The 24,815-nt window shown below is 64.8% G+C and carries 29 protein-coding genes; 13 read left to right on the forward strand and 16 right to left on the reverse strand.

Going from position 1 to position 24,815, the window contains the following annotated elements; genetic code table 11:
• Positions 1–183: 183 nt before the first annotated feature.
• From RFN30_RS11065 to RFN30_RS11080, 4 genes are all read right to left on the reverse strand, one after another.
• The gene (locus RFN30_RS11065) at positions 184–675 is read right to left on the reverse strand and encodes an SRPBCC family protein (protein ID WP_320262123.1); all 492 of its coding nucleotides are present in this window, start codon (positions 673–675) and stop codon (positions 184–186) included.
• Between the two features lie 40 nt (positions 676–715).
• Positions 716–1,165 (reverse strand): SRPBCC family protein, encoded by a 450-nt coding sequence (locus RFN30_RS11070; protein WP_320262124.1) that lies wholly within the window; start codon positions 1,163–1,165, stop codon positions 716–718.
• Positions 1,162–1,482 carry an ArsR/SmtB family transcription factor gene (locus tag RFN30_RS11075; protein ID WP_320262125.1) on the reverse strand — a complete coding sequence of 107 codons (321 nt, stop codon included), beginning with the start codon at positions 1,480–1,482 and terminating at the stop codon, positions 1,162–1,164. The genes RFN30_RS11070 and RFN30_RS11075 overlap by 4 nt, the downstream gene beginning before the upstream one ends.
• Before the next feature lie 76 nt (positions 1,483–1,558).
• Positions 1,559–1,984, reverse strand: coding sequence for a GNAT family N-acetyltransferase (locus RFN30_RS11080; RefSeq protein WP_320262482.1), 426 nt, complete (start codon positions 1,982–1,984; stop codon positions 1,559–1,561).
• 139 nt (positions 1,985–2,123) lie between these two features.
• Between RFN30_RS11080 and leuD the strand changes: the two genes are divergently transcribed.
• The 5 genes from leuD (at position 2,124) to leuB (ending at position 6,264) form a co-directional block, all read left to right on the forward strand.
• Positions 2,124–2,729, forward strand: a complete 606-nt coding sequence (gene leuD / locus RFN30_RS11085) for a 3-isopropylmalate dehydratase small subunit (RefSeq protein WP_320262126.1) — start codon at positions 2,124–2,126, stop codon at positions 2,727–2,729.
• 76 nt (positions 2,730–2,805) lie between these two features.
• Entirely contained in the window at positions 2,806–3,759 is a 954-nt protein-coding gene (locus RFN30_RS11090) for an Ivy family c-type lysozyme inhibitor (RefSeq protein ID WP_320262127.1), read from the forward strand.
• A 338-nt stretch (positions 3,760–4,097) separates the two neighbouring features.
• A complete protein-coding gene (locus tag RFN30_RS11095; protein WP_320262128.1) occupies positions 4,098–4,481 on the forward strand; it encodes a RidA family protein in 384 nt (127 codons plus the stop codon).
• Positions 4,482–4,499: 18 nt separating this feature from the next.
• Positions 4,500–4,850, forward strand: a complete 351-nt coding sequence (locus tag RFN30_RS11100; protein ID WP_320262129.1) for a VOC family protein — start codon at positions 4,500–4,502, stop codon at positions 4,848–4,850.
• Between the two features lie 310 nt (positions 4,851–5,160).
• Positions 5,161–6,264 carry a 3-isopropylmalate dehydrogenase gene (gene leuB / locus RFN30_RS11105; protein ID WP_320262130.1) on the forward strand — a complete coding sequence of 368 codons (1,104 nt, stop codon included), beginning with the start codon at positions 5,161–5,163 and terminating at the stop codon, positions 6,262–6,264.
• A 25-nt stretch (positions 6,265–6,289) separates the two neighbouring features.
• On the opposite strand, the gene RFN30_RS11110 is transcribed toward leuB, so the two are convergent.
• Positions 6,290–6,994: a DUF805 domain-containing protein gene (locus tag RFN30_RS11110; RefSeq protein WP_320262131.1), complete on the reverse strand. Its 705-nt coding sequence runs from the start codon at positions 6,992–6,994 to the stop codon at positions 6,290–6,292.
• A gap of 384 nt (positions 6,995–7,378) precedes the next feature.
• The gene (locus RFN30_RS11115) at positions 7,379–9,220 is read right to left on the reverse strand and encodes a DEAD/DEAH box helicase (protein ID WP_320262132.1); all 1,842 of its coding nucleotides are present in this window, start codon (positions 9,218–9,220) and stop codon (positions 7,379–7,381) included.
• Positions 9,221–9,432: 212 nt separating this feature from the next.
• Here RFN30_RS11115 and RFN30_RS11120 point away from each other — a divergent pair, with 212 nt between their 5' ends.
• The 3 genes from RFN30_RS11120 (at position 9,433) to RFN30_RS11130 (ending at position 11,343) form a co-directional block, all read left to right on the forward strand.
• On the forward strand, positions 9,433–9,582 hold the full coding sequence (locus RFN30_RS11120; RefSeq protein ID WP_320262133.1) for a hypothetical protein: 150 nt from the start codon (positions 9,433–9,435) through the stop codon (positions 9,580–9,582).
• 107 nt (positions 9,583–9,689) lie between these two features.
• Positions 9,690–10,724, forward strand: coding sequence for an aspartate-semialdehyde dehydrogenase (locus RFN30_RS11125; protein ID WP_320262134.1), 1,035 nt, complete (start codon positions 9,690–9,692; stop codon positions 10,722–10,724).
• Positions 10,725–10,890: 166 nt separating this feature from the next.
• The gene (locus RFN30_RS11130) at positions 10,891–11,343 is read left to right on the forward strand and encodes a GNAT family N-acetyltransferase (protein WP_320262135.1); all 453 of its coding nucleotides are present in this window, start codon (positions 10,891–10,893) and stop codon (positions 11,341–11,343) included.
• On the opposite strand, the gene RFN30_RS11135 is transcribed toward RFN30_RS11130, so the two are convergent.
• Positions 11,340–11,744, reverse strand: coding sequence for an ACT domain-containing protein (locus tag RFN30_RS11135; protein WP_320262136.1), 405 nt, complete (start codon positions 11,742–11,744; stop codon positions 11,340–11,342). The genes RFN30_RS11130 and RFN30_RS11135 overlap by 4 nt on opposite strands.
• Positions 11,745–12,019: 275 nt before the next feature.
• Here RFN30_RS11135 and RFN30_RS11140 point away from each other — a divergent pair, with 275 nt between their 5' ends.
• The 4 genes from RFN30_RS11140 to RFN30_RS11155 all read left to right on the forward strand — a co-directional run bounded on the left by RFN30_RS11140 (position 12,020) and on the right by RFN30_RS11155 (position 14,477).
• Positions 12,020–12,925, forward strand: a complete 906-nt coding sequence (locus RFN30_RS11140) for a bestrophin family protein (protein ID WP_320262137.1) — start codon at positions 12,020–12,022, stop codon at positions 12,923–12,925.
• Positions 12,926–13,048: 123 nt separating this feature from the next.
• Positions 13,049–13,459 (forward strand): DoxX family protein, encoded by a 411-nt coding sequence (locus RFN30_RS11145; RefSeq protein WP_320262138.1) that lies wholly within the window; start codon positions 13,049–13,051, stop codon positions 13,457–13,459.
• Positions 13,460–13,537: 78 nt separating this feature from the next.
• Complete coding sequence (locus RFN30_RS11150; protein ID WP_320262139.1) at positions 13,538–14,074, forward strand: SRPBCC family protein; 537 nt, start codon at positions 13,538–13,540, stop codon at positions 14,072–14,074.
• A 139-nt stretch (positions 14,075–14,213) separates the two neighbouring features.
• Positions 14,214–14,477 carry a YMGG-like glycine zipper-containing protein gene (locus RFN30_RS11155; protein WP_320262140.1) on the forward strand — a complete coding sequence of 88 codons (264 nt, stop codon included), beginning with the start codon at positions 14,214–14,216 and terminating at the stop codon, positions 14,475–14,477.
• A gap of 73 nt (positions 14,478–14,550) precedes the next feature.
• Here RFN30_RS11155 and rpsP read toward each other — a convergent pair whose 3' ends face one another.
• The 5 genes from rpsP to RFN30_RS11180 form a co-directional block, all read right to left on the reverse strand.
• Positions 14,551–14,952 (reverse strand): 30S ribosomal protein S16, encoded by a 402-nt coding sequence (rpsP, locus tag RFN30_RS11160; RefSeq protein WP_320262141.1) that lies wholly within the window; start codon positions 14,950–14,952, stop codon positions 14,551–14,553.
• A gap of 111 nt (positions 14,953–15,063) precedes the next feature.
• Positions 15,064–15,390 (reverse strand): chorismate mutase, encoded by a 327-nt coding sequence (locus RFN30_RS11165; RefSeq protein ID WP_320262142.1) that lies wholly within the window; start codon positions 15,388–15,390, stop codon positions 15,064–15,066.
• 7 nt (positions 15,391–15,397) lie between these two features.
• Positions 15,398–16,990 (reverse strand): signal recognition particle protein, encoded by a 1,593-nt coding sequence (ffh, locus tag RFN30_RS11170; protein WP_320262143.1) that lies wholly within the window; start codon positions 16,988–16,990, stop codon positions 15,398–15,400.
• 453 nt (positions 16,991–17,443) lie between these two features.
• Positions 17,444–18,385: a glycosyltransferase gene (locus tag RFN30_RS11175; RefSeq protein WP_320262144.1), complete on the reverse strand. Its 942-nt coding sequence runs from the start codon at positions 18,383–18,385 to the stop codon at positions 17,444–17,446.
• The gene (locus RFN30_RS11180) at positions 18,385–19,344 is read right to left on the reverse strand and encodes a CPBP family intramembrane glutamic endopeptidase (RefSeq protein WP_320262145.1); all 960 of its coding nucleotides are present in this window, start codon (positions 19,342–19,344) and stop codon (positions 18,385–18,387) included. Before RFN30_RS11180 ends, RFN30_RS11175 begins: the two co-directional genes overlap by 1 nt.
• Before the next feature lie 170 nt (positions 19,345–19,514).
• On the opposite strand from RFN30_RS11180, the gene RFN30_RS11185 reads away from it, so the two are divergent.
• Positions 19,515–20,579: a TraB/GumN family protein gene (locus RFN30_RS11185; RefSeq protein WP_320262146.1), complete on the forward strand. Its 1,065-nt coding sequence runs from the start codon at positions 19,515–19,517 to the stop codon at positions 20,577–20,579.
• A 727-nt stretch (positions 20,580–21,306) separates the two neighbouring features.
• On the opposite strand, the gene lpdA is transcribed toward RFN30_RS11185, so the two are convergent.
• The 4 genes from lpdA to RFN30_RS11205 all read right to left on the reverse strand — a co-directional run bounded on the left by lpdA (position 21,307) and on the right by RFN30_RS11205 (position 24,807).
• Positions 21,307–22,713, reverse strand: a complete 1,407-nt coding sequence (gene lpdA / locus RFN30_RS11190; RefSeq protein WP_320262147.1) for a dihydrolipoyl dehydrogenase — start codon at positions 22,711–22,713, stop codon at positions 21,307–21,309.
• Between the two features lie 110 nt (positions 22,714–22,823).
• Positions 22,824–23,579: a glucose 1-dehydrogenase gene (locus RFN30_RS11195; RefSeq protein ID WP_320262148.1), complete on the reverse strand. Its 756-nt coding sequence runs from the start codon at positions 23,577–23,579 to the stop codon at positions 22,824–22,826.
• Positions 23,576–24,088: a hypothetical protein gene (locus tag RFN30_RS11200; protein WP_320262149.1), complete on the reverse strand. Its 513-nt coding sequence runs from the start codon at positions 24,086–24,088 to the stop codon at positions 23,576–23,578. The genes RFN30_RS11195 and RFN30_RS11200 overlap by 4 nt, the downstream gene beginning before the upstream one ends.
• Entirely contained in the window at positions 24,088–24,807 is a 720-nt protein-coding gene (locus RFN30_RS11205; RefSeq protein WP_320262150.1) for a DUF4241 domain-containing protein, read from the reverse strand. The genes RFN30_RS11200 and RFN30_RS11205 overlap by 1 nt, the downstream gene beginning before the upstream one ends.
• Positions 24,808–24,815: the final 8 nt, after the last annotated feature.

Consider the following 24,815-nt stretch of genomic DNA (forward strand, 5'->3'; position numbering starts at 1 on the left):
ACAGCGCCCCCCTCTGGCCTGCCGGCCATCTCCCCCACAAGGGGGGAGATCAGATGTCGCGGCGGCTTTCGCCAATCTCCGGCGTATCAGGATGAGCGGGGCGCCAAAGCTGCCAATCTCCCCCTTGTGGGGGAGATGCCCGGCAGGGCAGAGGGGGGCGCGAAGGAATACGGCGTTTCTTATTCAAGCCGCCTGCCCTCCTTCGCCAAAATACCCCTGCAGCCATCCCAGCACCCGCGCCCACCCTTCGGCATGCTCTGCCGCCGCATCCGCAAAGCCAGCGAACCCGCCGTGGCATACCGTCAGCCGCGTGCCGCCGGCGATCGGCTCCAGCAGATAGGCAAGCGTCGTTTCCTGACGGCCGAGCGTCGGATGGTCCCAGTCATAGCGCCTCGTCTGCACGATGCGGTGCGGGGTCTCGATTTCGAGGAAGGTGCCGGCGGCGGGCAGGCGCCTGCCGTCGGCCGTTCTGACGATGACGCTCCAGGTTCCGCCGACGCGAAGATCGGCGGCCCAGCCGGTCATCCGGTAGGTGTCAGTCGAGCCCCACCAGCGCTCGACGTCGCCGGTGACGAGCGCTGCGATGACCTGCTCCGGTGAGGCGAGGATTTCGGCCGAAGCCATCACCGTCTCGGCGTTCGCCATGGCTCGCGGCCAGTTATGCGGCAGCATCATTCCAACCTCCTTGGCGGCTGCTCGGCATCGAAACGAGGCCTCAGCCCTTTGACGGCGGGCGCTCGAAACCCTGGCCGGTCTCGAGCAGGCTCTTGAGGCTCGCCAGCACCAGCGGCCAGCCCTTGGCGACGTTTGCGATGAGCCGGTGCGGGCCGTCGGCCTCGTGGGTGACGGCAAGCTTCATCAGTTCGCCGTCCGGCTCGATGGTGAAGGTGCAGCGCGTGTAGCCGTCCTCCTTCACCTCGGGCATCCATTCGTTGCGCCATTTGATGACCAGTCGCCTTGGCGGGTCGATCTCGAGGATCTCGCCCGAGTCGGCGACGCGGCCGTCGGGAAAGATCAGCTTCCAGCTCGAACCCACCTTCCAGTCGCTCTCCTGGTAGGAGCAGAGGAAGAACTGCCGGTTGAACTCCGGGTCGGTCAGTGCCGTCCAAAGCTTTTCGGGCGTGGTGCGGATGTAGGTGACATAGACGAAGGTGTTGTCGCTCACGGCTCTTCCCTTTCAAGTCGTTTCTTCAGGTCGCTCAATGCATCCAGCCGATGGCGCTCGAACTTGCCGATCCAGCGCTCGGCAATCTCGTTGATCGGAACGGGGTTGAGGTAGTGCTCCTTCTCCCGGCCGCGGCGGACGGTGGTGACGAGGTTCGCTTTTTCCAAAATCGCCAGGTGCTTGGTCACCGCCTGGCGCGTCATGTCCATCCGTTCGCACAGTGCGTTCAGCGTCTGCCCGTTCCTGGCATAGAGGCTGTCCAGCAATTGCCGGCGGGTCGGGTCGGCCAAAGCGCGAAAGACGGCATCCATGCTCATGACTTTAATATGCAACCATTTGGTTGCATGTCAAGCGGCATGACAAAACCAAGCAATCACTTGCGGGCGAATGGCGTCAGCCCTTGCGGGAGAACCAGAAAGCGTCGGTCATGCGCTTCATGCCGATGCGCTCGTAGAAGCCGACCACATCGGGCATCGAGATCAGGCTGATGGCGACCGCAGGGCCGAGCTGGCGACGCGCCTCGTCCATCAGGCCCTTGCCGATGCCGAGCCCTTGCGCCGAGGCGGACACGGCAAGCTCGGAGACGTAGCAGACCCAGGAGAAATCGGTGACGCCGCGCGCAACGCCGACAAGCGGCTTGCCCTCGACGTCGAGACGCGCCGTCAGCACCAGGTTGGCATTGCCGAGCATCGTCTTCAGGCGGGCCTCGTCATCGATCGGGCGCGTTTCGCCGAGGCCGGATTCCACCAGCACGCGGCGGAATTCGGCGAGGTCGAGCGTGGGCTCGCTTGCGTAAAGAACCTTCGAAGTCGGTGTCACGCCGCCAAGGTGCCCGATCGGCCGGCGTTTTGAAAGCAGCGATGCGATCTCAACTGCCAACAGTTGCCTTTCATTTGCTCGCCGCTTTGTGTAAACCGTGCGCCAGCAATCCCCGCAGAACCGAGACGGGCAAGGAACCATGGACAAATTCACCAAGCTCACCGGCGTCGCCGCGCCCATGCCGATCGTCAATGTCGACACCGACATGATCATCCCGAAGGATTATCTGAAGACGATCAAGCGCACCGGCCTTGGCACCGGCCTGTTCGCCGAGATGCGCTACAAGGAAGACGGCTCGGAGAACCCGGATTTCGTGCTCAACAAGCCCGCCTACCGCAAGGCGCAGATCCTGGTCGCCGGCGACAATTTCGGCTGCGGCTCGAGCCGCGAGCATGCGCCCTGGGCGCTGCTCGATTTCGGCATACGCTGCGTGATCTCGACCTCGTTCGCCGACATCTTCTACAACAACTGCTTCAAGAACGGCATCCTGCCGATCACGGTCAGCCCGGAAGACCTCGACAAGCTGATGGACGACGCCTCGCGCGGCTCCAACGCGACGCTGTCAATCGATCTTGAAGCCAAGGAAATCCGCGGTCCGGACGGCGGCGTGGTCAAGTTCGACCTCGACGACTTCAAGCGCCACTGCCTGCTGAACGGCCTCGACGATATCGGGCTGACCATGGAGAAGGCCGGCGCCATCGCGTCCTTCGAGAAGAAGAACGCAGAGCTGCGCCCTTGGGCCTGAGCGGCTTGAAGCACCGAGACAGATAAGCTTGGCCGTTCGCGGCCGGGCTCGTGGCGGCTGAATGGGAGGGACAGTCATGACACGCTCGTTTCTGGTCGGCGCCTGCGCCTCGGCGGCAATCCTTCTAGCGGTCTCCGGTGCGACCGCGCAGACCCAGGCGCCGGCCACGCAGCAGGCGCCCGCGGCGTCGGACCAGCCCGCCGCCGGCCAAGGCGCAACCGATCAGGGATCGGGCAACGACGACCAGGCCGCGTCGGATGAGGACAAGCAGGGCCCGATCCCCTTCGAGGGCGGGCAGTTCACCGTCACCCAGCAGGAACAGTATGGCGAGAAGGTGCTGGCCTATGACGGCAAGCAGCTCGCCAGCAATTACGATGTCTTCTTCGAGAAGATCGTCGAGGTCGGCGGCGTCAAGGTCGCGCTGTTCGATGTCGGCGATGGCGGCAACCAATGCGGCCCGGCCAGCCTGATCGCCTGGAAGCAGGAAGGCGGCGAGATCCAGACCACGACCGTCGAACAGGACGAGTGTGGCGCGCCGCCGGTCGCGGTTTCCGACAGCGCCATCTATTACGTGCCTTATCTCTTGCCCGGCGAATCGAGGCCGGCGCTGCAATGGTCGCCGACCACCGGGCTGACGACGTCGGGCGAGCTGACCTATACGCCGGAACCCGGCACCGACTGGAAGGATATCGATCCGTCGAAATACGACAACATCATCGACGCCTTTCACAACGAAGCCGTCTACAAGGCGGCCGAGGCGCTGCTCGGCAAGGACATGCCCGACATGGCGACAAGCCTGCTGGTCGGCGGCGGCACGGAAAAGACGGCCTCCGGCGCCTTCTATGCCAGCGGCTGCGTGCCGCATGACTGCGGCGGCAATGACGGCTTCATGGCGGTCGACCCGGTGAAGCACAAGGTCTATTTCGCCCGCCGCGGCGACAATCCGGAGCCGGACGCCTGGCCGCCGGTCAAGGACTGGCCGGCCGATCTCAAGAAGGCGCTGGACGAGGCGCAGGGGTCGGGAAATTAGGGTTTGGCATGGCGCCGGTCATCGCGGTTTCGTCATCCACGGGCGGAGCGACGCGTAGCGGAGCGCAGACCCGAGGATCCATGCCGCTACCGTCGCCGTAGAGTGCATCCGAGCAGAATTCTGCACCGCTGGCGGCGCTTCGGCGTAACGGCATGGATTCCAGGGTCTGCGCGCGTCGCTTCGCTCCTTGCTCCGCCCTGGAATGACGACGGGAGGGAGGTTGCGGCCAATCTCCAACGTTGCGCTTGGCGTTCTTGACAACAGTCCGCCCGGCTTGGCCCACGACCGCTCCGCGCTTCTCCTGCTAAATGCATGCCAACAATGCAACGAGGCACCCCATGCGCAAGCTGATCTCCACTGGCTCCCCTTTCGAGAAAACCGCCGGCTATTCGCGTGCGGTGGTGCAGGGCGACTGGTGTTTCGTGTCGGGAACGACCGGCTACGACTATGCCACCATGACGATGCCGGAGACAGTCGAGGCGCAGACGCGCAATTGCCTTGCAACCATCGCCAGGGCATTGCGCGACGGCGGCTTCGATATGGCCGATGTGGTGCGGGCGCACTATTATATCACCGACCAGGCCTATGTTGACGTTGTCTTCCCGATCCTCGGCGAGGCGTTCGGCGACATCCGCCCGGCGGCGACGATGATCGTTTGCCAGCTCAACAAGCCTGAGATGAAGATCGAGATCGAGGTGACGGCGCTTCGGCGAACGGCCTGAGGAACGCGAGGCCAAGCCATGAAGGTCCGGCGCATAGTGGCCAACATCGAAACGCAGGGCGCGGCAGCCGCGAGACGCTTCTACCATGACGTGCTCGGCCTCGACGTGCTCATGGATCAAGGTTGGATCGTAACCTACGGTTCGCAGGACAGCATGACCGTCCAGGTCAGCTTCATGGCGCAAGGCGGCTCGGGCACGCCGGTGCCGGATCTGTCGATCGAGGTCGACGACGTCGACGCGGCGTTCGATGCCATGAAGGGCTCCGGCTTCACCATCGAATACGGCCCCGCCGACGAGCCCTGGGGCGTGCGGCGCTTCTACGTGCGCGACCCGTTCGGCCGGCTGGTGAATATTCTTTCGCACCGGTAGGCGTGCTGCCGGTCTCCTTTGAGACGCCGGCGGGACAGCGCCCCCCTCTGCCCTGCCGGGCATCTCCCCCACTTGGGGGGAGATTGGCTGTTTCGGCGCCTCGCGCATTTCTGCAAGGTTCGAGATTGGCGAAAGCTGGCGTGAAGTCTGATCTCCCCCAAGTGGGGGAGATGGCCGGCAGGCCAGAGGGGGGCGCGAAGGAACGCCAAGTCATGAGGTTGTCCTTCACCGCCACGATACTTCCGGCTTGCGCAGCAAGCGCATGGCGTTTAGCAAGGCCGCGGTTCAAATCTTTCCCGGACGGTTCTCCATGGCTTCGAAAAATCTCTTCCTGCTCGCCGGCGACGGCATCGGCCCCGAGGCCATGGCCGAGGTGAAGAAGCTGATCGCGGCCATGAACGCGAAGCTCGGCAGCGGCTTTGCCACTGACGAGGGTCTGGTCGGCGGCTGCGCCTACGATGCGCATGGCGCGGCGATCTCCGATGCCGACATGGCAAGGGCGATGGCGGCGGACGCGGTGCTGTTCGGCGCCGTCGGCGGGCCGAAATGGGACAAGGTGCCTTACGAGGTGCGTCCCGAGGCCGGGCTACTGCGCCTGCGCAAGGACATGGAGCTGTTCGCCAATCTTCGTCCGGCGATCTGCTATCCGGCGCTCGCGGCGTCCTCCTCGCTGAAGCAGGAAGTGGTCGAGGGCCTCGACATATTGATCGTGCGCGAGCTCACCGGCGGGGTCTATTTCGGCGAGCCGAAGCAGATCATCGATCTTGGCAACGGCCAGAAGCGCGGCATCGACACCCAGGTCTACGATACGTTCGAGATCGAGCGCATCTCGGGCGTCGCCTTCGAACTGGCGCGCACGCGCAAGAACCACGTCACTTCGATGGAAAAGCGTAACGTCATGAAGTCGGGCGTGCTGTGGAACGAGGTGGTGAGCCAGACGCACAAGGCCAGATACAGCGACGTGAAGCTCGATCACATGCTGGCCGATGCCGGCGGCATGCAGCTGGTGCGCTGGCCGAAGCAGTTCGACGTCATCGTCACCGACAATCTGTTCGGCGACATGCTCTCCGACGTGGCGGCGATGTTGACCGGCTCGCTCGGCATGCTGCCTTCGGCCTCGCTCGGCGCGCCGGATGTGAAGACCAAGAAGCGCAAGGCGCTCTATGAGCCGGTGCACGGCTCGGCGCCCGACATCGCCGGCAAGGGCATCGCCAACCCGATCGCGATGATCGCCTCCTTCGCCATGTGCCTGCGCTATTCCTTCGGCATGGTGGCCGAGGCCGACAAGCTCGAAGCGGCGATCGCCGCCGTGCTCGACGACGGCCTGCGCACCAGGGACATCATGTCGGAAGGCATGACCCAGGTAGGCACCGTTCAGATGGGTGACGCCATCATCGCCAAATTCCTGGGCTGACAGCTTCGGCGCGGACGGCGCCCGCCTAGAACCTGACGCCGGCCGGCACCGGTCCCCACTTGTTATCGCCGGCCTGGGTCGGGATCAGCGCGAAGACGAGCGTTGCGAGCCCGCCGACATAGGGGACAAAGCACAGGATCGCGAGCCAGCCGGTCAGGCCGAGATCATGCAGGCGCCGCACGATCAACGAGACCCACGGCAGGAACGTCAGCAGGAAGAAGAGGCAGATCAGGCCAAGCATGACGATTGGTTCGTCGCCACCGCCCTCGCCGCGCGACAGGTCCACGGACAGCCCGACGCCGATGGCGACGACAAGGCCGATCGTCCAGAACAGGCAAAAGCCCCAGAACTCCTTGCGCCGGGCACGGCCGGAGAAGTTGACGTAGTTCGTCGTCAGGCCGCGCCAGAAATAGCTCCATAGGCCGGTGGATTCCGGCGTTCCGTTTTCGGCGTTGCGGCCAAAGTGTGCCGGCGTCGCAGGCGTGCTGCCCGGCAACGAACGAACGGGACTGGCCGGGGCGGCGCTGTCCGCTGGACCGGTCATGCGGGTGTGGACCGAAAAGATATTGCCGGCACGGTCGCCGTTCGGCTGGAACTCGACCTCGGCGCCCCTCGCCAGCGCCATCCCCCGGCGCAGGTCCTCGCGCGCGAATGTGTAGCGCTTGCCGTCGGCGCCGGCGATGAAGCCGAAGCCCTGCTCCTGGTCGTAGTGAAGAACTTCGCCGCGCATTGCCCTGTCCCCCATTGCCGCGCTTGCCCAGACTGTTCAAAGTCGCGGCGGACCGCAAGAGGTGTGCGATGAAGCGCGACCGGAAGCCACCACGCTTTCGTCATCCTATGGCGGAGCAAGGAGCGGAGCGACGCAGCGCAGACCATAGGATCCATGCCGTTACCCACAAGCGTTGCGGCGGTGCAGAAAAGTCTTCGTTCTGCACCGCCTTTACCCTTCGCGCGAGGTCACGGCATGGATCCTCGGGTCTACGCGTCCGCTTCGCTCCCGCTCCGCCCGTGGATGACGAAGTTCGGACGCTTCGGCCAACCTCGAAGGTTGCGATTTGCTGCCGAAGGAGGTGCCGATGTTCCCTGTGGGTCAGCTACCAACTTGATCGCGAACCTACGCTGGCCGCTTCTTCGCCTTCTTGCGCTTTGCCGGCTTGTCGAATTTCGGCTTGTCGGGCTTCTTCGCCCATGGCTTTGCGTCCGCCGTGCCAGCGGGCCGGTGCTCGCTCGTCGCGCGCTTCTCGAATTTGGGTGCGTTCTGGTCGAACGGCCGCTTGCCGCGATGCGCCTTCTTGTCGGGCCGTGGCGGCTGATAGCCGGCTCTCGAAAGGTCCGGCGTGCCGTCCAGCCGCTTCACGGCGATGCTGCCCTGCAATTTGCGGTCGGGGCCGATCGCCGCGAGGAACCGGTCGGCCCAGTCGGCCGCGATCTGCACGAAGGTTTCCTCCGGCTGCATCTTGATGGCGCCAATCTCGCGCTTGGAGATGTTGCCGGTGCGGCACAGCATTGGGATCAGCCAGCGCGGCTCGGCATTTTGCCGGCGGCCCACCGACAGCGAGAACCAGACGCTGTCGCCGAAATCGTCGCGGCGGCCGGGTGCATCGTCCCTGCGCGCGCCCTTCTCCTTCGACGGCGCAAACGGCGCGACATCGAGCAGGTCCTCGGGCGCCGAGCGGCTGCCGCGGCAAAGCCGCACGAAGGCCGCGGCCACCAGTTCGGCGCCATGCCGATCGAGAAGCGCTGTGGCGAAGTCGCGCTCCTCGTCCTTCACCGGCTCGCTGAAGGCCGGGCCGGCCAGGATGCGCTCGTCGTCGCGCCTGAGCACCTCGTCGGCCGAGGGCGGGCTCGCCCAGGTTGCGGTCAGGCCGGCATTGGCAAGCAGGCGCTCGGTGCGACGACGGGCGTTGCCCGGTACGATCAGTGCGCTGACGCCTTTTCTTCCGGCACGCCCGGTGCGCCCGCTGCGATGCAGCAGGGTCTCCGGATTGGTCGGCAGGTCAGCGTGGATGACGAGGTCGAGATTGGGCAGATCGATGCCGCGCGCCGCCACGTCGGTGGCGATGCAGACCCTGGCGCGGCCGTCCCGCATCGCCTGCAGCGCGTGGCTGCGCTCGTTCTGGCTGAGCTCGCCGGAGAGTGCCACGACGGAGAAATTGCGGTTGTTGAAGCGCGCGGTGAGATGGTTGACGGCAGCGCGCGTGTTGCAGAACACCATCGCGTTCTGTGCCTCGTAGTAGCGCAGCACGTTGATGATGGCGTTCTCGCGATCGGCCGGCGCCACGGAAAGCGCCCGGTACTCGATGTCGATATGCTGCTTTGCCTCGCCGCCGGCCGAGATGCGCACGGCATTGCGCTGGTAGCTCTTCGCCAGCGTGGCGATGGAGCGCGGCACGGTGGCGGAAAACATCAGCGTGCGGCGCTTGGCCGGCGCGGCGTCGAGGATGAATTCGAGGTCCTCGCGGAAGCCGAGGTCGAGCATTTCGTCGGCTTCGTCCAGCACCACCGCCTTCAACGCCGACATGTCGAGCGCGCCGCGGGTGATGTGGTCGCGCAGCCGGCCGGGCGTGCCGACCACAATGTGGGCGCCGCGCTCCAGCGCCCGCCGCTCGCTACGCATGTCCATGCCGCCGACGCAGGAGGCGATCGCCGCGCCGGTGAGCTCGTAGAGCCATTCCAGCTCGCGCCGCACCTGCAGCGCCAGCTCGCGCGTCGGCGCCACCACCAGCCCCAGCGGCGCGCTGGCATCGGCGAAGCGTTCCGCGCCGCCGAGCAGGCTCGGGGCCAGGGCAAGACCGAACGCAACGGTCTTGCCGGAGCCGGTCTGGGCCGAGACCAGCGCGTCGGCCGCGCCTAACCCGGGCGCCAGCACCGCCTGCTGCACCGCCGTGAGCGCTGAATAACCGCGCTTTTCCAGCGCCTCTGCCAGCGCAGGAACGATCGTATCGAAACTGGGCATCTTGTTCTTTCGGGATTCGGGGTTTTGCGCTCGTCGTGGAGCACAAGGCCGGCACTGCGCCAGCCAAACGAAATTTGGGCGTTCCTACTTCCTGCAGCCGCCATTGTACAGGGCAGTGGCACCGCCTCTCCCACAAGGGGAGAAGGAGAGCGGCGCCGATTGACTCTTTTACCAAAGTGCGTAAAAGCCGGCACCGAACGGGATCATCCTCGATGCGCGGCCTTCTGATGGCTCTTCTTGCATTCGATGCCCCCAGCCAGGATGCGGTGCATCGGGCCGGGCGCTTCGGCGCGTCCGTCCGTTCCAGCAAGATTCTGGGTTCCAGCAAAACTACGGCCAAAACCACCACCAAAACGGTGTGATTCCCTTGGCCTAACCACCCTCTCCCGGGTTCGGCCCGGGGGACGGAACCCGCATGAGGCCGGCGGGTTTTCTCCAACAACCAAGCGGAGAGGGACAGGAGATCTTTATGAGTTTCAAGGTTGCGGTAGTCGGCGCCACGGGCAATGTGGGCCGCGAAATGCTCAACATTCTGGACGAGCGCGGCTTCCCGGCGAGCGAGGTCGTGGCGCTGGCCTCGCGGCGCAGCCAGGGCACCGAGGTGTCCTTCGGCGACCGCACGCTGAAGGTCAAGGCGCTCGACACCTACGATTTTTCCGACACCGACATCTGCGTCATGTCGGCCGGCGGCAATGTCTCCAAGGAATGGTCGCCCAAGATCGGCAAGCAGGGCTGCGTCGTCATCGATAATTCGTCCGCCTTCCGCTACGACCCGGACGTGCCGCTGATCGTGCCGGAAGTGAACCCGGATGCGGTCGAGCTGTTCTCGCGCAAGAACATCATCGCCAACCCGAACTGCTCGACGGCGCAGCTCGTGGTGGCGCTGAAGCCGCTGCATGACGTCGCCACCATCAAGCGCGTCGTCGTCGCCACCTACCAGTCGGTCTCCGGCGCCGGCAAGGAAGGCATGGACGAGCTCTTTACCCAGACCCGCGCGGTCTTCGTCGCCGACCAGGTCGACGTCAAGAAGTTCACCAAGCGCATCGCCTTCAACGTCATCCCGCATATCGACGTCTTCCTTGACGACGGCTTCACCAAGGAAGAGTGGAAGATGGTGGCCGAGACCAAGAAGATGCTCGACCCCAAGATCAAGCTGACGGCGACCTGCGTGCGCGTGCCGGTGTTCATCGGCCATTCGGAAGCGGTCAACATCGAGTTCGAGAAGCCGATCACCGCGGACGAGGCGCGCGAGATCCTGCGCGAGGCGCCGGGCTGCCAGGTTCTCGACAAGCGCGAGAACGGCGGCTACATCACGCCGCTCGAATCGGCCGGCGAGGACGCCACCTTCATTTCGCGCATCCGCGAGGATTCGACCGTCGACAACGGCCTGTCGATGTGGGTGGTCTCCGACAATCTGCGCAAGGGCGCGGCCCTCAACGCCGTCCAGATCGCCGAACTCTTGGTCGAGCGCGGCCTGATCCACCCGAAGAAGAAGGCGGCTTAGTTTTCGCTCACCGGCCGCACCGCCGCTGGCGCGGCTGGCCCTCCGCGGGGGCGCCGGACGACCGGCGGCCCGCAGTCGCGGGCTCGGCCTTCGGCCGGGGCGCTTCTTCCTTCTCCCCGTTTACGGGGAGAAGGTGCCCGAAGGGCGGATGAGGGGCAGCGCCGGCATGTCCAGTTTTCCTGAAATCCCGCTCCGCCCAGCTGCGAGTTTGGACGCCGCCGCCATCGCCCAAATGATGCGCGCGTCGCTCAACGCGCTCGACTGGATGCCTCTGCTGCATACGCCGGAGGAGGATCTTTTCTTCATCCGCGACATCGTCCTGCCCAAGCAGCAGGTGACGGTTGCCGAGGCTGGCGGGCGCATCGTTGGCTTTATCGCCGTCAGCGATGGTTGGGTCGAGCAACTCTACCTCGATCCGGCCTGGACAGGAAAAGGCATAGGCAGCCGGCTGCTTAGCCAAGCCACGGCCGGCCTGCCCTCGATCAAGCTGCATTGCTTCCAGGCCAACACCGGCGCGCGCCGTTTCTACGAGCGCCATGGCTTCCGCGCCGAAGCTCTCGGCGACGGCTCGACCAATGCGGAAGGCCTGCCCGACATTCTCTATGTGCTCAGGTGTTAGCCGCTTTCCGCCGCCAGCTGCCGCAGGATGGCGAGCGCCTCCTCGGCCCGCTCCGCCGGGACGAACAGATGGTCGTGGTAGAAAGCCGAGACCGGATTGATGCCCATGCCGGCGGCGGCCAGCCGTGTCGTGATGGCGGCCAGGAAGCCGACCGCCTCGAGCGAGGAATGGATATTCAGCGTGATCATGCGGCAGCGGAATGTGCCGGCGAGGCCGGCCGCCTTCGCCTCGTCCTCCGTCACGATTAGTGTCAGGCCTTCCCGCTCGCGAAATTGCATGACCGGATCGAGTCCGTCCGGCATGGCTACGCCCGGCGCCAGCGTCGCGAAGACATAGATGCCCGGCAGCAGTTGCGGCGTCATCGACGCCAGCAGTCTTTGCAGATTGGTCTCGCCGGCCATCTCTCCTCCCAAGCGACGCGGCGCTTCTGGCGCGGCATCAGTGTCATTAAAGCGCGTCGCGCTGAAGCCGATTCAGGCGACGCGCTTTAAGTTTTTGTTTTTATGCATGTCGTTTTCGCAAAACCGCTGCACACTTTTGCGCGACATGCATTAGACCGGCTGGCCGGTTGCCGAAAGCGCAAACGACAAGCAAATGTCGCCGATGGCTGAGCTTGCCCGGCTTGTGCGTTGCACAAGAACGCGTATCAGGGCTGTGTTGGCTTGAAGGGGTTTCGATGATCGTCCGCCCGCGTCCGGGATTCCTGCACCTGTTCTTCATCATGCGCGGCTCGGTGGTGCCGCGCATCCTGCCGCAGATCTTCGGCTTCGCCGCCTATGGCGCGCTGGTGGTGTTGATCGTGCGTGGCCTCAAGCTTGAGTTCGGCAACGCCGGCACTGCCCCCTTCGCGTTGCTCGGCGTGGCGCTGTCGATCTATCTCGGCTTCCGCAACAATGCCGCCTATGACCGCTGGTGGGAGGCACGCAAGCTGTGGGGCCAGCTCGTCTTCGACATCCGCAATCTGGCCCGCGCCTCGACCGGGCTGATCGAAGACCGCGGCGAATTGCGCGGCCTGTTGATGGATGCGGTCGCCTTCTGCCACTTCCTGCGCGGCCTGCTGCGGCGGGTCGATGCATTGCAAGAGGCTCGCGGCTTTATCGGCGATGAGGTCGAGGCGGTGGCGAAGGCCGCCAACGCGCCCGACGCCCTGGTGCGCCGAATGGGCGCGCGTGTCGCGGCCCTGCGCAAGAGCGGGGCGATCGACACGATCGGCTACCGCATCCTCGACGAGCGGCTGTCCGAGATCGCCGCCGCCCAGGCCGGCTGCGAGCGCATCATGGGCACGCCGCTGCCTTTCGCCTACACGCTGCTCCTGCAGCGGACGGCCTATGTCTTCTGCCTGCTCCTGCCGTTCGGGCTGGCCTCGGCCACCGGCTGGGCGACGCCTTTGTTCACTGCGCTGATCGCCTACACCTTCTTCGGCCTCGATGCGCTTTCGGAGGAACTCGAGGATCCGTTCGGCACCCAGCCCAATGACCTTGCGCTCGACGGGCTCTGCCGCGTCTGCGAGATTTCGGTGTTCGAAGCGCTGGGCGAGACGCCGCCGAAGATGATCCCGGCCGATAAGTTTTATTTCTCCTGAAGCCGGCGGTTCCGCGGCTGCCTTCGAAATAAGGGCGCCGATGTAGGATTGCTGCGCCATGGTCCGTCCTTGGCTCGAAGCTGGTAAACCTGCCAGGGCTCAAACCAACGGGAGGAAAAACCAATGAGCATTTCCGAAGCCGCGCCGGTCTCGAACGGCGCTCTGTGGACCGGTCGCGTGCTTAGCGCCATCGTCGTCCTGTTCATGATCTTCGACGGCGTCATCAAGCTGCCGCCGCTGGATATCGTCACCCAGACGATGGCCGAGCTCGGCTGGCCGGCCGATCCAAACATCGCGCGGCTGCTCGGCATTGTCGGGCTGATCTCGACGACGCTCTATGCCTTGCCGCGCACTTCCGTGCTCGGCGCCATCCTGCTCACCGCCTATATGGGCGGCGCCATCTCCACGCATGTGCGCATCGGCAATCCGCTGTTTTCGCACACGCTGTTCGGCGTCTATCTCGGTGTTATCCTATGGGGCGGGCTCTATCTGCGCGATGCAAGAGTGCGTGCGCTGATCCCGTTCAGCCGCTAAAGTCGTTTGTTTTACGCAATTCAGGACGGAAAACCGCTGCGCACTTTTCCTGGAATTGCTCCAGGCACGGAGAAAAAGATGCTTGCCACCATTCTTATCATCCTCGTCGTCATCGTCGCCGCTGTGTTCATCTTCGCCGCGACGCGGCCGAATGATTTTGTCGTCAGCCGTTCCGCCGGCATCAGGGCGCCGGCCGAGGCGATCTTTCCGCTGATCAACGACTTCAAGAATTGGCCGAGCTGGTCGCCCTTCGAAAAGCTCGATCCGAACATGAAACGCACGCTTTCCGGGGCCGAAAGCGGCAAGGGCGCTGCCTACGCCTGGGAAGGCAACAGCAAGGCCGGAAAGGGCCGCATGGAGATCGTCAATTCGGTGCCGTCGTCGCTGGTTTCGATGAAGCTCGACTTCGAAAAGCCGTTCCGGGCGAACAACACCGTCGACTTCACCTTGACCCCGTCGGGCGATGGCACGACCGTCACCTGGGCGATGCGGGGCGCCCGGCCGTTCATCGCCAAGCTGATGGGCCTGTTCATGAATTTCGATGCGCTGATCGGCAAGGACTTCGAGGCCGGGCTCGACAATCTGAAGCGCGTCGCGGAGAAAGCGGAGAAATAGGACGATCCCCGGAAGGGATCAGCCCAGCGCTTTGGGTCTGTCGTTGCCCACCGCGCTTCTGCGGGCGGGATCAATTCACGCTTTCGTGCGTTATCGACCCAGGCGTGCGGAGGCGTTTCCCGGTTTGGGAGGAGTGACGATGACAAAGATGATGGTCCTGGCGGCCGTGGTGGCGGCGCTGACCGCATGCTCGCAAACAGAAAAAGGGGCGGCGATTGGCGGCCTGGGCGGCGCGGCCGTCGGCGCTGCCGTTGCCAACAATCCGACCCAGGGGGCCGTCGTCGGGGGCGCTGTCGGCGCCATAGCCGGCGCGCTGATTGGTCGTGCCAGCGAAAGCGGCCAGTGCCGCTACCGCGACCGTTATGGGCGCGTCTATATCGCGCGCTGCCCGGCGGGCTATTGAGTATCGACAACCAGATCCAAAAAGAACGGCGGGCAAAGGCCCGCCGTTCTTGTAAGCGCAAAAGACGTCCGGATTACTCGGAAGTCGCGGCTTCGGCCTCGGCCGGCGCTGCGGACGCGGCAGCAACGGCAGCGGCGGCGTCTTCCTGCGCCTTCTTCAAGAGGGCGGCGCGCTCCTGCGCCTTCTTGCCAGGGAGGGCCTTGTTCGGGTTCGAGCGGGCTTCGCGCTTGGCGAGGCCGGCCTCGTCGAGGAAGCGCAGAACGCGGTCGGTCGGCTGGGCGCCGTGCGAGAGCCAGTGCTTGACGCGATCGGCATCGACCTTCACGCGTTCGCCGTCCTTCGGCAGCAGCGGGTTCCACGAGCCGAGCGACTCGATGAAACGGCCGTCGCGCGGCGAACGGGCGTCGGCGACGACGACGTGGTAGTAGGGACGCTTCTTCGAGCCCGCGCGGGCCAGTCTGATCTTCAGTGCCATTGTTTATCTCCTAAAAGCTCTGAGTTCGTTGATCGGGTTTTTGGCTGAACCTTTGCTTGTGCATGTCGTTGTCCCAAAACCGCGAAGCACTTTTGGGCGACATGCACCGGCTCAGCCGGTTTTCGTCACGCCGTTGTTGGCGGCGATCTGTTCGTGGTGACGGATCACTTCGCGGACGACGAAATTCAAGAATTTCTCCGCGAAATCCGGATCGAGATGCGCATCCTTGGCCAACTGGCGAAGGCGGGCGATCTGCTGCTGCTCGCGCGCCGGGTCGGCGGGTGGCAGGCCATGCTCGGCCTTCAGCACGCCGACCGCCTTGGTGCAGCGGAAGCGCTCGGCCAGCATATGGATGAGGGCGGCGTCGATGTTGTCGATCGAAGCGCGGTAGCCCGCCAGAACGGCGCGTGCGTCGGCCATGTCCTTCTCCTCGTTCATCGCCCCTTCACTTCTTCTTTCCGAGACCAGGCAGCCCGCCGCCGCCGAGGCCAGGAAGGCCCGGCAGCTTCATGCCGCCGGGCAGGCCCGGCAGGCCACCGCCGCCGGGAAGCCCACCGGGCATCCCGCCCGGCAGGCCTTTGCCGAGACCGGCAGCCTGGGCCTGCTTCTGCAAGGCCTCGAGCTGCTTGGGATCCATCTTGGAGAGGTCGGGCATGCCGCCGCCCGGCATCATGCCGCCAAGGCCCATCTTCGAGGCAAGGCCGCCCATCATGCCGCGCATCAGGCCGCCGCCTTTGCCCTTGCCGCCCATCGCCTTCATCATGTCGGCCATGCCGCGATGCATCTTCAAGAGCTTGTTGATCTCGGCAGCATCCGTGCCGGAGCCGGCGGCGATGCGCTTCTTGCGCGAGTGCTTCAGGATGTCAGGGTTGGCGCGCTCCGCCTTGGTCATCGAGGAGATGATGGCGAGCTGACGGCGGAACATCTTGTCGTCGAAGCCGGCGGCTGCAAGCTGGTCCTTCATCTTGCCCATGCCGGGCATCATGCCCATGATGCCGCCCATGCCGCCCATCTTCGACATCTGCTGAAGCTGCTGGGCAAGGTCGTTGAGGTCGAACTTGCCCGACTGCATCTTCTTGGCCATCGCCGCCGCCTGCTCGGCGTCGATGGTTTCGGCGGCCTTCTCGACAAGGCTGACGATGTCGCCCATGCCAAGGATGCGGTCGGCGATGCGCTTGGGGTGGAATTCCTCCAGCCCGTCCATCTTCTCGCCGGTGCCGATCAGCTTGATCGGCTTGCCGGTCACGGCGCGCATGGAAAGTGCGGCGCCGCCGCGGCCGTCGCCGTCCATGCGGGTCAGCACCAGGCCTGTGATGCCGACGCGCTCGTCGAAGCTCTTGGCGAGGTTGACGGCGTCCTGGCCGGTGAGCGAGTCGGCCACCAGCAGAATCTCGTGCGGCGACGACACCTTCTTGATGTCGGCCATCTCGACCATCAGCGGCTCGTCGATATGGGTGCGGCCGGCGGTGTCGAGGATGACGACGTCGTGGCCGCCCAGCTTTGCCGCCTGCACGGCGCGCTTGGCGATGTCGACCGGGCTCTGGCCGGCGATGATCGGCAGCGTCGCCACCTTCACCTGCTCGCCGAGTTGGCGCAGCTGCTCCTGCGCGGCCGGGCGCCGCGTGTCGAGCGAGGCCATCAGGACCTTCTTGTTCTGGCGCTCGGTCAGGCGCTTGGCGATCTTGGCCGAGGTCGTCGTCTTACCGGAGCCCTGCAGGCCGACCATCATGACGACCACGGGCGCCGGCGCGTTGAGGTCGATGGCGACGCCTTCGGCGCCCAGCATGTCGACCAGCTCGTCATGGACGATCTTGACGACCATCTGCCCGGGCTTGATCGACTTCAGCACCGCGGCGCCGACCGCCTTCTCGCGCACCTTGTCGGTGAAGGAACGCACCACCTCCAGCGCCACGTCCGCCTCGAGCAGCGCGCGGCGCACCTCGCGCAGCGCCGCCGAGACATCCGCCTCGGACAGCGCGCCGCGGCCGGTCAGGCCGTTCAGGATGGAGCCAAGGCGCTCCTGAAGGGATTCAAACATCTTGCTTCCTTCGATCTCGGTTCATTCGACCCGAGAGGTAGTGCGTTCGCGCCGGGTCGCCAAGCAAAAGCGCAAAGCCAAAAAGCACCCGGGGGCGCATCGCGCTGCCGGGTGTTGGCCTCCAGGATCGGTTTACGGCACTCGCCTCAAAGAGGCTTCGGCGTCCTGGTCGGCTTTCGCGGAGGTGTACTCATCGCGGAATTCGTGCGCGTCTAGACAGGAAATCGGCCCGAGAGTCAAGGCTTGGGCCGAGCGCGCTCCTCCTTCTCCGCTTGTGGGAGAAGGTGGCCGAGCGAAGCTCGGTCGGATGAGGGGTGTTGGACGGATCGCTGCCTTAAAGACGTAAGCGCTTAAAATCGTTTCCTATTTTAGCGCCGCGTTTCTTCCAGCACCCCTCATCCGTCTCGGCGCTGCGCGCCGATCCACCTTCTCCCACAAGCGGAGAAGGAAGGGTCACCGCAAGCTTTCGCCGTCCAGGATGCGCTTGTAGAGATCTAGATATCCTTGTGCCGTCCGGGCAATGGGAAACCGATCGGCGGCGGATTCCCGGCACCGTTCGGGCGAGAGCGTGGCGATGTCGGCCAAGGCTTCAGCGAATTCGGCGTCGGTGTCGAAGAGGCGTCCGGTGGCATCGTCGACGATTTCCGGCAGCGCGCCGCGCGGCGTCGTCAGCACCGGCGTGCCGCACAGCATCGCTTCGACCGGCGCCATGCCGAACGGCTCTTCCCAGGCGATCGGGTTGAGGAAGGCCCTGGCCTCGCCCAGCAGGCGCAGCTTCTCATCGCCGTCGACGGTGCCGTGGTAGCGGAAGCGCCTGCCGAGGCTCTTGAAGAAGACGCCCTGGCGGCGAACCTTGGTGCGCTGCAGGAGTTGCCAGCGCGAGCCGCCGGCAATGTCGAGCTGGAAATCGAAGGCTTTGGCGAGATCGACGGCCCGGTTGAGGTTCTTGCCGGCGCGGGCGATGCCGGCCAGGAACAGCAGCCGGCTCGTCTTGTTGGCGGACAGGCGATAGGCGTCGACCGGAAAACCGTTGTAGACGAAGGTTCCCAGTCCGTGATTGCGCGCATGGCTGGCGCTGACGAAGCTCCAGTTCTGCCTCTTTTTCGTGAATTCGGGGTCAAAGCCGTGCATCGTGTTGAGCGCCGGGCGCGAAACCTCGATGTACCAGCCATTGAAGTGCACGATGTCGGTGTCGGCCGGGATCGCGGCGCGGCATTCAGCGGCGGAAGACGCCTGCCGCACTTCGCATAGCGGATTGCTCGAGCCGCGACCGGCGATCAGGACCACCTTGTGGCCGAGGCGCGAAAACTCTCTGGCCAGCCAGTCGACCTGCCGCTCGGTGCCGCCATAGCCTTTGCAGGGAATGGTGCGTTCCGCCACCAGCGTGATGCGCATCAGGTGAGTCCGCTGGATCGTGGATCGTCCGGCCCGACCTTCAGGGGCGAGCGGCGATGCAGGAGCAAGAGCGTCGTCAGCAGCGTGCTCGCGATGCCGATCGCGGCGATGAGAACAGCGTCCCAATTGGTCCAGCCGGGGCCTTCGAGCGGCCTGGCGTTGAACAGGGCGAAGGAATTGTAGGTCTGCTGGTGCGAGATCAGCAGGAAGCCGGTCAGGTTGTTGCCGAGATGGGCGCCGAAGGAAGCGCCCAGATTGCCGGTCACATAGACGAGCAGTGTCAGCAGCAGCGCGAAGGCGGCGATCGAGACCAGCACACAGGCATTGATGGCAAGCGACGAGGCGGAGCTCCAATGCAGCGCGGCGAACAGAAGCCCCGGCAGCGCGGCCCAGATCAGCGGGCTGCCGAACCGGCTGGCGAGGCCGCGCAGCAGATAGCCGCGGAACAGAGCCTCCTCCGACGAGGTCTGCAGGAAGGCGAGCGGCACGATCGGCACGAGGAAGAGCAGCCAGGACGAGAAGGCGATCGATCCGCGGGTGATCTCCGGCTGCAGCCAATAGAGCAGGACTTCCGAGAGCAGCGAGGTGATCAGAACCGCGACCAGGCCCTTGAGGAACCCGCCGCGCGAGATGCGGCGGTCCGCGCCGATCAGCGCCGAGAGCGGCTCGCCATGCACGAAGCGCATCGCCGCCCAAAGGCCGATCCAGATGCCGGCAAAAGAGGCCAGCGCGGTGAGGATCCCGGTCGGTGAGGCCAGGAAGTCCTGCATCGGCTGCCCGGTCGCCGGGCCGGGGAGGCGCAAGACGATGAAGGCGGCGGTGCCGGCGACGAGCACGACAAACGTCATGGCGAGCCAGAAGAAAACGACGATCGCCGTTCCCAGCAGGAGCCGGAGCGGGGTGGTCTTCTCGTTCGGCGAGCGCCGGTAGCGCTCGAAGGCGGCACTGTCGATGATCACGCGGGTCCCCTGCCGGACGCATTCGGGTCGCATGATCTACGGGATCGGCGTTTCCGGCGCAATCGCTCCCGTCAAATCCGGCAACGGGTTGGACCGCTCAGAGCCGGTCGAAAACATTTTCGGCCCGCGGATTAACCGTTTTGCCGCTTTTTCCGTTTAAGAAGCTCACCATGAAACGCGTCATCGCCATCGCCGACCGCGCGGCTCTCGTCTCGTTGAGGCTGCTCGCAGCGCTCAACGTGCTGTTTTTCCTGTCGTTCCTCGTGGTCCTGCTGCTGGCCGGCCGGGCACATGCCGAGGCGCCCGCCTGTGGCGGCAGCGACCTGCTGGCAAGTCTGGCAAAGAGCGATCCAGCCGCCTTCAAGAAGGTCGAGACCGAAGCGGCAGCCGTTCCGAACGGCAAGGGCCTGCTGTGGAAGCTCGAGAAATCGGGCGAAAAGCCGTCCTTCCTGTTCGGCACCATGCACATCACCGATCAACGCGTCACCACGCTGCCGGCCGCGGCGCAAAAGGCCTATGACGGCGCCGACACCATCATCATCGAAACCACCGACGCGCTCGACAAGGCCAAGATGATGGCCGCCATGGCCGCGGAGCCTGGCCTGATGATGTTCACCGACAACACGACGCTGTCCTCGCTCTTGTCGCCCGAGGACGCGGCGGTGCTGAACAAGGGCCTCGACGCACGCGGCATTCCGCCCCTGACCGTCGCCAAGATGAAGCCGTGGATCCTGTCGGCCATGGTGGCTTTGCCGGCCTGCGAGGTGGCGCGCCAGAGCGCCGGCGCGCCGGTGCTGGACGTCAAGCTGGCCGCCGACGCCAAGGCGTCCGGCAAGGACGTCGAGGGATTGGAAACCGCCGTCGATCAGTTGCGCGCCATGGCCTCGCTGCCGCTCGCCTACCACATGAAGGGGCTGGTCGAGACGCTGAAGCTTGGCGACAGGGTGAACGACGTCAACGAGACCATGATCGTGCTCTACCAGCGCGGCGAGGTCGGCATGTTCTGGCCGCTGTTCCGCACCGTGCTGCCCGACGCCGCGGACGACCAGGCCGGCTATGCCGCCTTCGAGCAGACCATGATCACCAGCCGCAACAAGGTTATGGTCGCCCACGCCATGCCGATTCTGGCCAAGGGCAATGCCTTCATGGCGGTCGGCGCGCTGCATCTGCCCGGCCCTGACGGACTGGTCGAAGATTTCCGCAAGGCGGGGTATACTGTTACCGCCGTCAACTGAGTCGTCTGGCGGCTGGGGAGCGGAAAATGCCGGTTTTTCAGCGCTTTCCGTCCGCCTGCGTGAAACCGATTGTGGGATCGCGCGTTGATGGCTGTTGATTGAAGCCTTTCATTCCAAGGAGGACACGTTTTATGGCGAACCCTAACGACCCCTTCACCCCTCCGAGCACGCCTCCCTCGTCGGGTGGTGGCGGCAGCGGGTGGCTGATCGCCCTTGTTGTCATTATCCTGGCCATTGTTGCGTATTATGTTTTTGGCAGAACCGGCGGCGAAAAGGCCCCGGCGCCCGCCGAGCCCCCGGCCGCCAGCACGCCGGCTCCGGCGCCTGAACCGGCACCCGCAACGCCTGCTCCGGCTCCGGCTACCCCGGCACCAGCGCCTGCCCCGGAACCCGCTCCGGCCCCAACTCCGGCTCCTGCGCCAGCACCTGCTCCGGCTCCTGCGCCGGCTCAGTAATCAACGACAGGCTCAACAAAAAACGGCTCGCCGAAAGGCGGGCCGTTTTGTTCGTGGCACAACGCCTTCGTCATCCTCGGGCTTGACCGGCTTGACCCGAGTATCCATGCCGCGACCGTTGCCATCGAGTGCAACAGCGCAGAATTCTGTAATCGTTGCAACGCCTTAGCGTCACGGCATGGATCCTAGGGTCTGCGCGCGTCGCTTCGCTCCTTGCTTCGCCCTAAGGATGACGAAGCGATGGGCGTTCGGGGCCGGTGGGTGGCGCGTCACTAAATGTGGACGGGCTTGAAGAACGTGGCCAATGCCGCTTCCTTGACCGCTTCCGACATCGTCGGATGCGCATGGCAGGTGCGGGCGAGGTCTTCCGAGGAGCCGCCGAACTCCATCAGCACCGCCGCTTCGTGGATCATCTCGCCGGCGCCGAAACCGACGATATGGACACCGAGCACGCGGTCGCTGGCCTTGTCGGCCAGGATCTTCACGAAGCCGTCGGTATGCAGCATGGCGCGTGCACGGCCATTGGCGCTGAACGGGAATTTGCCGACCTTGTAGTCGATGCCGGCCTTCTTCAGCTCCTCCTCCGTCTTGCCGACGGAGGCGATTTCCGGGCTGGTGTAGACGACGCTCGGGATGACGTCATAATTCACATGGCCGGCCTGGCCGGCGATCATCTCGGCCACTGCCACGCCCTCGTCCTCGGCCTTGTGTGCCAGCATCGGCCCGGCGATGACGTCGCCGATGGCATAGATGCCGGGCACGTTGGTCCTCAGGTGCCCATCGGTCTTGACCCGGCCGCGCTCGTCCATCTCGACGCCCGCTTCCTTCAATCCCAGGCTGTCGGCATAGGGGCGGCGTCCGGTGGCGACCAGAACCACGTCCGCTTCGATCGTTTCCGCGGCACCGCCCTTGACCGGCTCGAAGGTCACGCTGGCGCCCTTCTTGGATTTGGCGACGCCGGTGACCTTGGCGCCGAGCTTGAACTCGAAGCCCTGCTTGGACAGCAGCCGCTGGAACTGTTTCGACACCTCGCCGTCCATGCCGCCGAGGATGGTATCGAGGAACTCGACGACCGTGACCTTGGCGCCGAGCCTGGCCCAGACCGAGCCGAGTTCCAGCCCGATGACACCGCCGCCCACCACCACAAGGCTGGCCGGCACCTTGGCCAGCGACAACGCGCCTGTCGAGGACACGATCGCCTTCTCGTCGAAATCGACCTTGACGCCCGGAATGCCGGCGACGTCGGAACCGGTGGCAATCACGATGTTCTTGGTCTCGATCTCCTCGACCTTGCCGTCCTCGCCGGTGACCGCCACCTTGCCGGCGCCGATCACCTTGCCGGTGCCGCGGAAGGAATCGATCTTGTTCTTCTTGAACAGGAAGGCGACGCCGCTGACGTTCGACGCCACCGTTGCATCCTTATGCGCCAGCATCTTCTTCAGATTGAGCTTCGGAGCGCCGACCTCGACCCCCAACATATCGAAGGTATGGCCGGCTTCGGCGAACATCTCGGAGGCGTGAAGCAGCGCCTTCGACGGGATGCAGCCGATATTCAGACAGGTGCCGCCGAAGGTGGCGTTCTTCTCGACCACCGCCGTCTTCAGGCCGAGTTGCGCCGCCTTGATGGCGCAGACATAGCCGCCCGGTCCCGATCCGATGATTACGACGTCATAAGCCATGATGGTGTCCTTCGTTTTGGCAAGGAGCGGTTCGAGCCGAACCGCTCCTCGGTATTTCTTTCTACGCGATTCCGGACGGAAAACCGCTACGCACTTTTCCTGGAATTGCTCTAGCGGCCGCCGCTCACATTGAGGATCGCGCCCGTTATATAGGAGGCCGCATCCGACAGAAGATAGAGAACCGCGCTGGCGACCTCGTCCGCCGTGCCCGCGCGTTTCATCGGCAGCAGATCCTGCATCCGCGCCACTCGATCCGGCTGGCCGCCGGAGGCATGGATGTGGGTTTCGGTGATGCCGGGGCTGACCGCATTGACGCGAATGCTTTCCAGCGCGACTTCACGCGCGAGCCCGATCGTCAGCGTGTCGATCGCGCCCTTGGTGGCGGCATAGTCGACATATTCGCCGGGCGAGCCCAGCCTGGCCGCCGCCGAGGAGAGGTTGACGATGGCGCCGCCCTTGCCGCCATGGCGGGTCGACATGCGCTTCACCGCCTCGCGCGCGCAGACGAAGGAGCCGACGACGTTGATGCGCATCATGCGCTCGACCCGCTCGACGCTCATCTCGTCGACACGCGCCTTGACGTCGACAATGCCGGCGTTGTTGACGAAAGCGTCGAGCCGGCCAAAAGCCCGGTCCACTGCCTCGAACATCGCCATCACATCGGCCTCGTTGCCGACATCACCCTTGACCGCAAAGGCCTCGCCGCCGGCAGCCTTGAGTTCGGCGACGAGCGCATCGGCGGCCGCCTGGTTGGAGACGTAGTTGATCGCCACCCGATAGCCGGCCTGGACGGCCTGCCGGCAGATGGCTGCGCCGATGCCGCGGCTGCCGCCGGTAACCAGCAGCGTTTTTTTCTCGGTGCTCATTCCTGGCAGCCTTTCAGCACGAAGATGTCCCATGGCACTTTCGAAAAGCCGGCGGGACCGTAAGCGGCCGACATTTCGAGCGACGGGCCGAGATCGGGAAAGATCAGGCTTTTCGGCGCATCGGCGCCCTCGGCCGGCAGCAGGCCCACGACGCCCTTCTCATCGGCGCTGTAGATCACGCCTTCCCAGACCGTGCAGGCGGCAAGCTCCTCGCCGGTGACGTCGCCGGTCGGGCATTTGTACATCAGCGAGCCGTGCGGCCGGCCGGCGCTCCCCTCGGTCCACATGGCGATGCCGTCGAGCACGACATTGTTGTCGAGGGTCATGCGGAATGTGTTGGTTATCGTCGCCGAGGTGCCGGTCGGGGTGAAATCGATCTCGGCGCCGCTTTTTGCCTCGCCATAGACGGCAAGCTGGATTGGACAGGCGGCCTGGGCGGCGGAATTCGCGGCTGTGAGAGCCAGCAATCCAGCCAGAAGTCCGATCATGGGCGAGGTGACGTTCGTCATCAGTTGGCCTGGTTGCTTTCGCGGCCGTCGGCGTTTTCGAGCACTTCGAAGTCGGTCATCAAGACCAATGGCTCGCCGGCCGCGTCCAATCCCCAGAAGGACCGATAGGCACCGTCACCGAAGCCAGTATCGAACACAGCGACGTTAAGCGGGTTCCCCTCAATCGGATTATCCATGCCAAACCTGTCGAGAGACCACGCAACGTCAGCGAGATAGTCGTCGAGTTCCTCCGGATCGGACATCAGCGTCAGGACCGACTTGTCCATGAACGACGCAACCGCGTCATCGACAATGAATTCAAATTCATAGGCCGATGGACGATCGCGGGCAAAGGTGGCCAATTCCCATTGCACCGGCAAGCCGGGGCTGAACCGCAAGACCGCTGCGGCAATGCGGCCCTGCGCCTGAAGCAGCGTGACCGGATAGCGTCCCGGCTTGACCTTGCGGCTGAAAGCAGGGCGTCCTAGTCCGGTGATCAGCGGATCGCAGGCGACGATTTCGCCCGTCGGTAACTCAAGCTCACCGATTGTGATGACGGTAATCTTCCGTTCCGACATCTCCGCATCGCTGAGAGCGAAGACGCCAAGATTGCTGCTCTCCGGTGGCGGACGCGATTCAATCGATTTCGCCGGCGAAGCGATAGCGGCCGAAGTGGCTGGCTGAAAAATCCGGAGCGCGCGACCCAGCGCGAACCCGAACCGTTCCAGCCAACCGCTCATTGCGGATC

This window comes from Mesorhizobium dulcispinae, assembly GCF_033977345.1.
Lineage (GTDB): Bacteria > Pseudomonadota > Alphaproteobacteria > Rhizobiales > Rhizobiaceae > Mesorhizobium > Mesorhizobium dulcispinae.

Bases quoted from the DNA above. Each gene is read 5' to 3' on its own strand.
- RFN30_RS11065 (WP_320262123.1), bottom strand. From the start codon at position 675: ATGATGCTGCCGCATAACTGGCCGCGAGCCATGGCGAACGCCGAGACG.
- RFN30_RS11075 (WP_320262125.1), bottom strand. From the start codon at position 1,482: ATGAGCATGGATGCCGTCTTTCGCGCTTTGGCCGACCCGACCCGCCGG.
- leuD (WP_320262126.1), top strand. From the start codon at position 2,124: ATGGACAAATTCACCAAGCTCACCGGCGTCGCCGCGCCCATGCCGATC.
- RFN30_RS11090 (WP_320262127.1), top strand. From the start codon at position 2,806: ATGACACGCTCGTTTCTGGTCGGCGCCTGCGCCTCGGCGGCAATCCTT.
- RFN30_RS11095 (WP_320262128.1), top strand. From the start codon at position 4,098: ATGCGCAAGCTGATCTCCACTGGCTCCCCTTTCGAGAAAACCGCCGGC.
- RFN30_RS11100 (WP_320262129.1), top strand. From the start codon at position 4,500: ATGAAGGTCCGGCGCATAGTGGCCAACATCGAAACGCAGGGCGCGGCA.
- leuB (WP_320262130.1), top strand. From the start codon at position 5,161: ATGGCTTCGAAAAATCTCTTCCTGCTCGCCGGCGACGGCATCGGCCCC.
- RFN30_RS11110 (WP_320262131.1), bottom strand. From the start codon at position 6,994: ATGCGCGGCGAAGTTCTTCACTACGACCAGGAGCAGGGCTTCGGCTTC.
- RFN30_RS11115 (WP_320262132.1), bottom strand. From the start codon at position 9,220: ATGCCCAGTTTCGATACGATCGTTCCTGCGCTGGCAGAGGCGCTGGAA.
- RFN30_RS11120 (WP_320262133.1), top strand. From the start codon at position 9,433: ATGCGCGGCCTTCTGATGGCTCTTCTTGCATTCGATGCCCCCAGCCAG.
- RFN30_RS11125 (WP_320262134.1), top strand. From the start codon at position 9,690: ATGAGTTTCAAGGTTGCGGTAGTCGGCGCCACGGGCAATGTGGGCCGC.
- RFN30_RS11130 (WP_320262135.1), top strand. From the start codon at position 10,891: ATGTCCAGTTTTCCTGAAATCCCGCTCCGCCCAGCTGCGAGTTTGGAC.
- RFN30_RS11135 (WP_320262136.1), bottom strand. From the start codon at position 11,744: ATGGCCGGCGAGACCAATCTGCAAAGACTGCTGGCGTCGATGACGCCG.
- RFN30_RS11140 (WP_320262137.1), top strand. From the start codon at position 12,020: ATGATCGTCCGCCCGCGTCCGGGATTCCTGCACCTGTTCTTCATCATG.
- RFN30_RS11145 (WP_320262138.1), top strand. From the start codon at position 13,049: ATGAGCATTTCCGAAGCCGCGCCGGTCTCGAACGGCGCTCTGTGGACC.
- RFN30_RS11150 (WP_320262139.1), top strand. From the start codon at position 13,538: ATGCTTGCCACCATTCTTATCATCCTCGTCGTCATCGTCGCCGCTGTG.
- RFN30_RS11155 (WP_320262140.1), top strand. From the start codon at position 14,214: ATGACAAAGATGATGGTCCTGGCGGCCGTGGTGGCGGCGCTGACCGCA.
- rpsP (WP_320262141.1), bottom strand. From the start codon at position 14,952: ATGGCACTGAAGATCAGACTGGCCCGCGCGGGCTCGAAGAAGCGTCCC.
- RFN30_RS11165 (WP_320262142.1), bottom strand. From the start codon at position 15,390: ATGAACGAGGAGAAGGACATGGCCGACGCACGCGCCGTTCTGGCGGGC.
- ffh (WP_320262143.1), bottom strand. From the start codon at position 16,990: ATGTTTGAATCCCTTCAGGAGCGCCTTGGCTCCATCCTGAACGGCCTG.
- RFN30_RS11175 (WP_320262144.1), bottom strand. From the start codon at position 18,385: ATGCGCATCACGCTGGTGGCGGAACGCACCATTCCCTGCAAAGGCTAT.
- RFN30_RS11185 (WP_320262146.1), top strand. From the start codon at position 19,515: ATGAAACGCGTCATCGCCATCGCCGACCGCGCGGCTCTCGTCTCGTTG.
- lpdA (WP_320262147.1), bottom strand. From the start codon at position 22,713: ATGGCTTATGACGTCGTAATCATCGGATCGGGACCGGGCGGCTATGTC.
- RFN30_RS11195 (WP_320262148.1), bottom strand. From the start codon at position 23,579: ATGAGCACCGAGAAAAAAACGCTGCTGGTTACCGGCGGCAGCCGCGGC.
- RFN30_RS11200 (WP_320262149.1), bottom strand. From the start codon at position 24,088: ATGACGAACGTCACCTCGCCCATGATCGGACTTCTGGCTGGATTGCTG.
- RFN30_RS11205 (WP_320262150.1), bottom strand. From the start codon at position 24,807: ATGAGCGGTTGGCTGGAACGGTTCGGGTTCGCGCTGGGTCGCGCGCTC.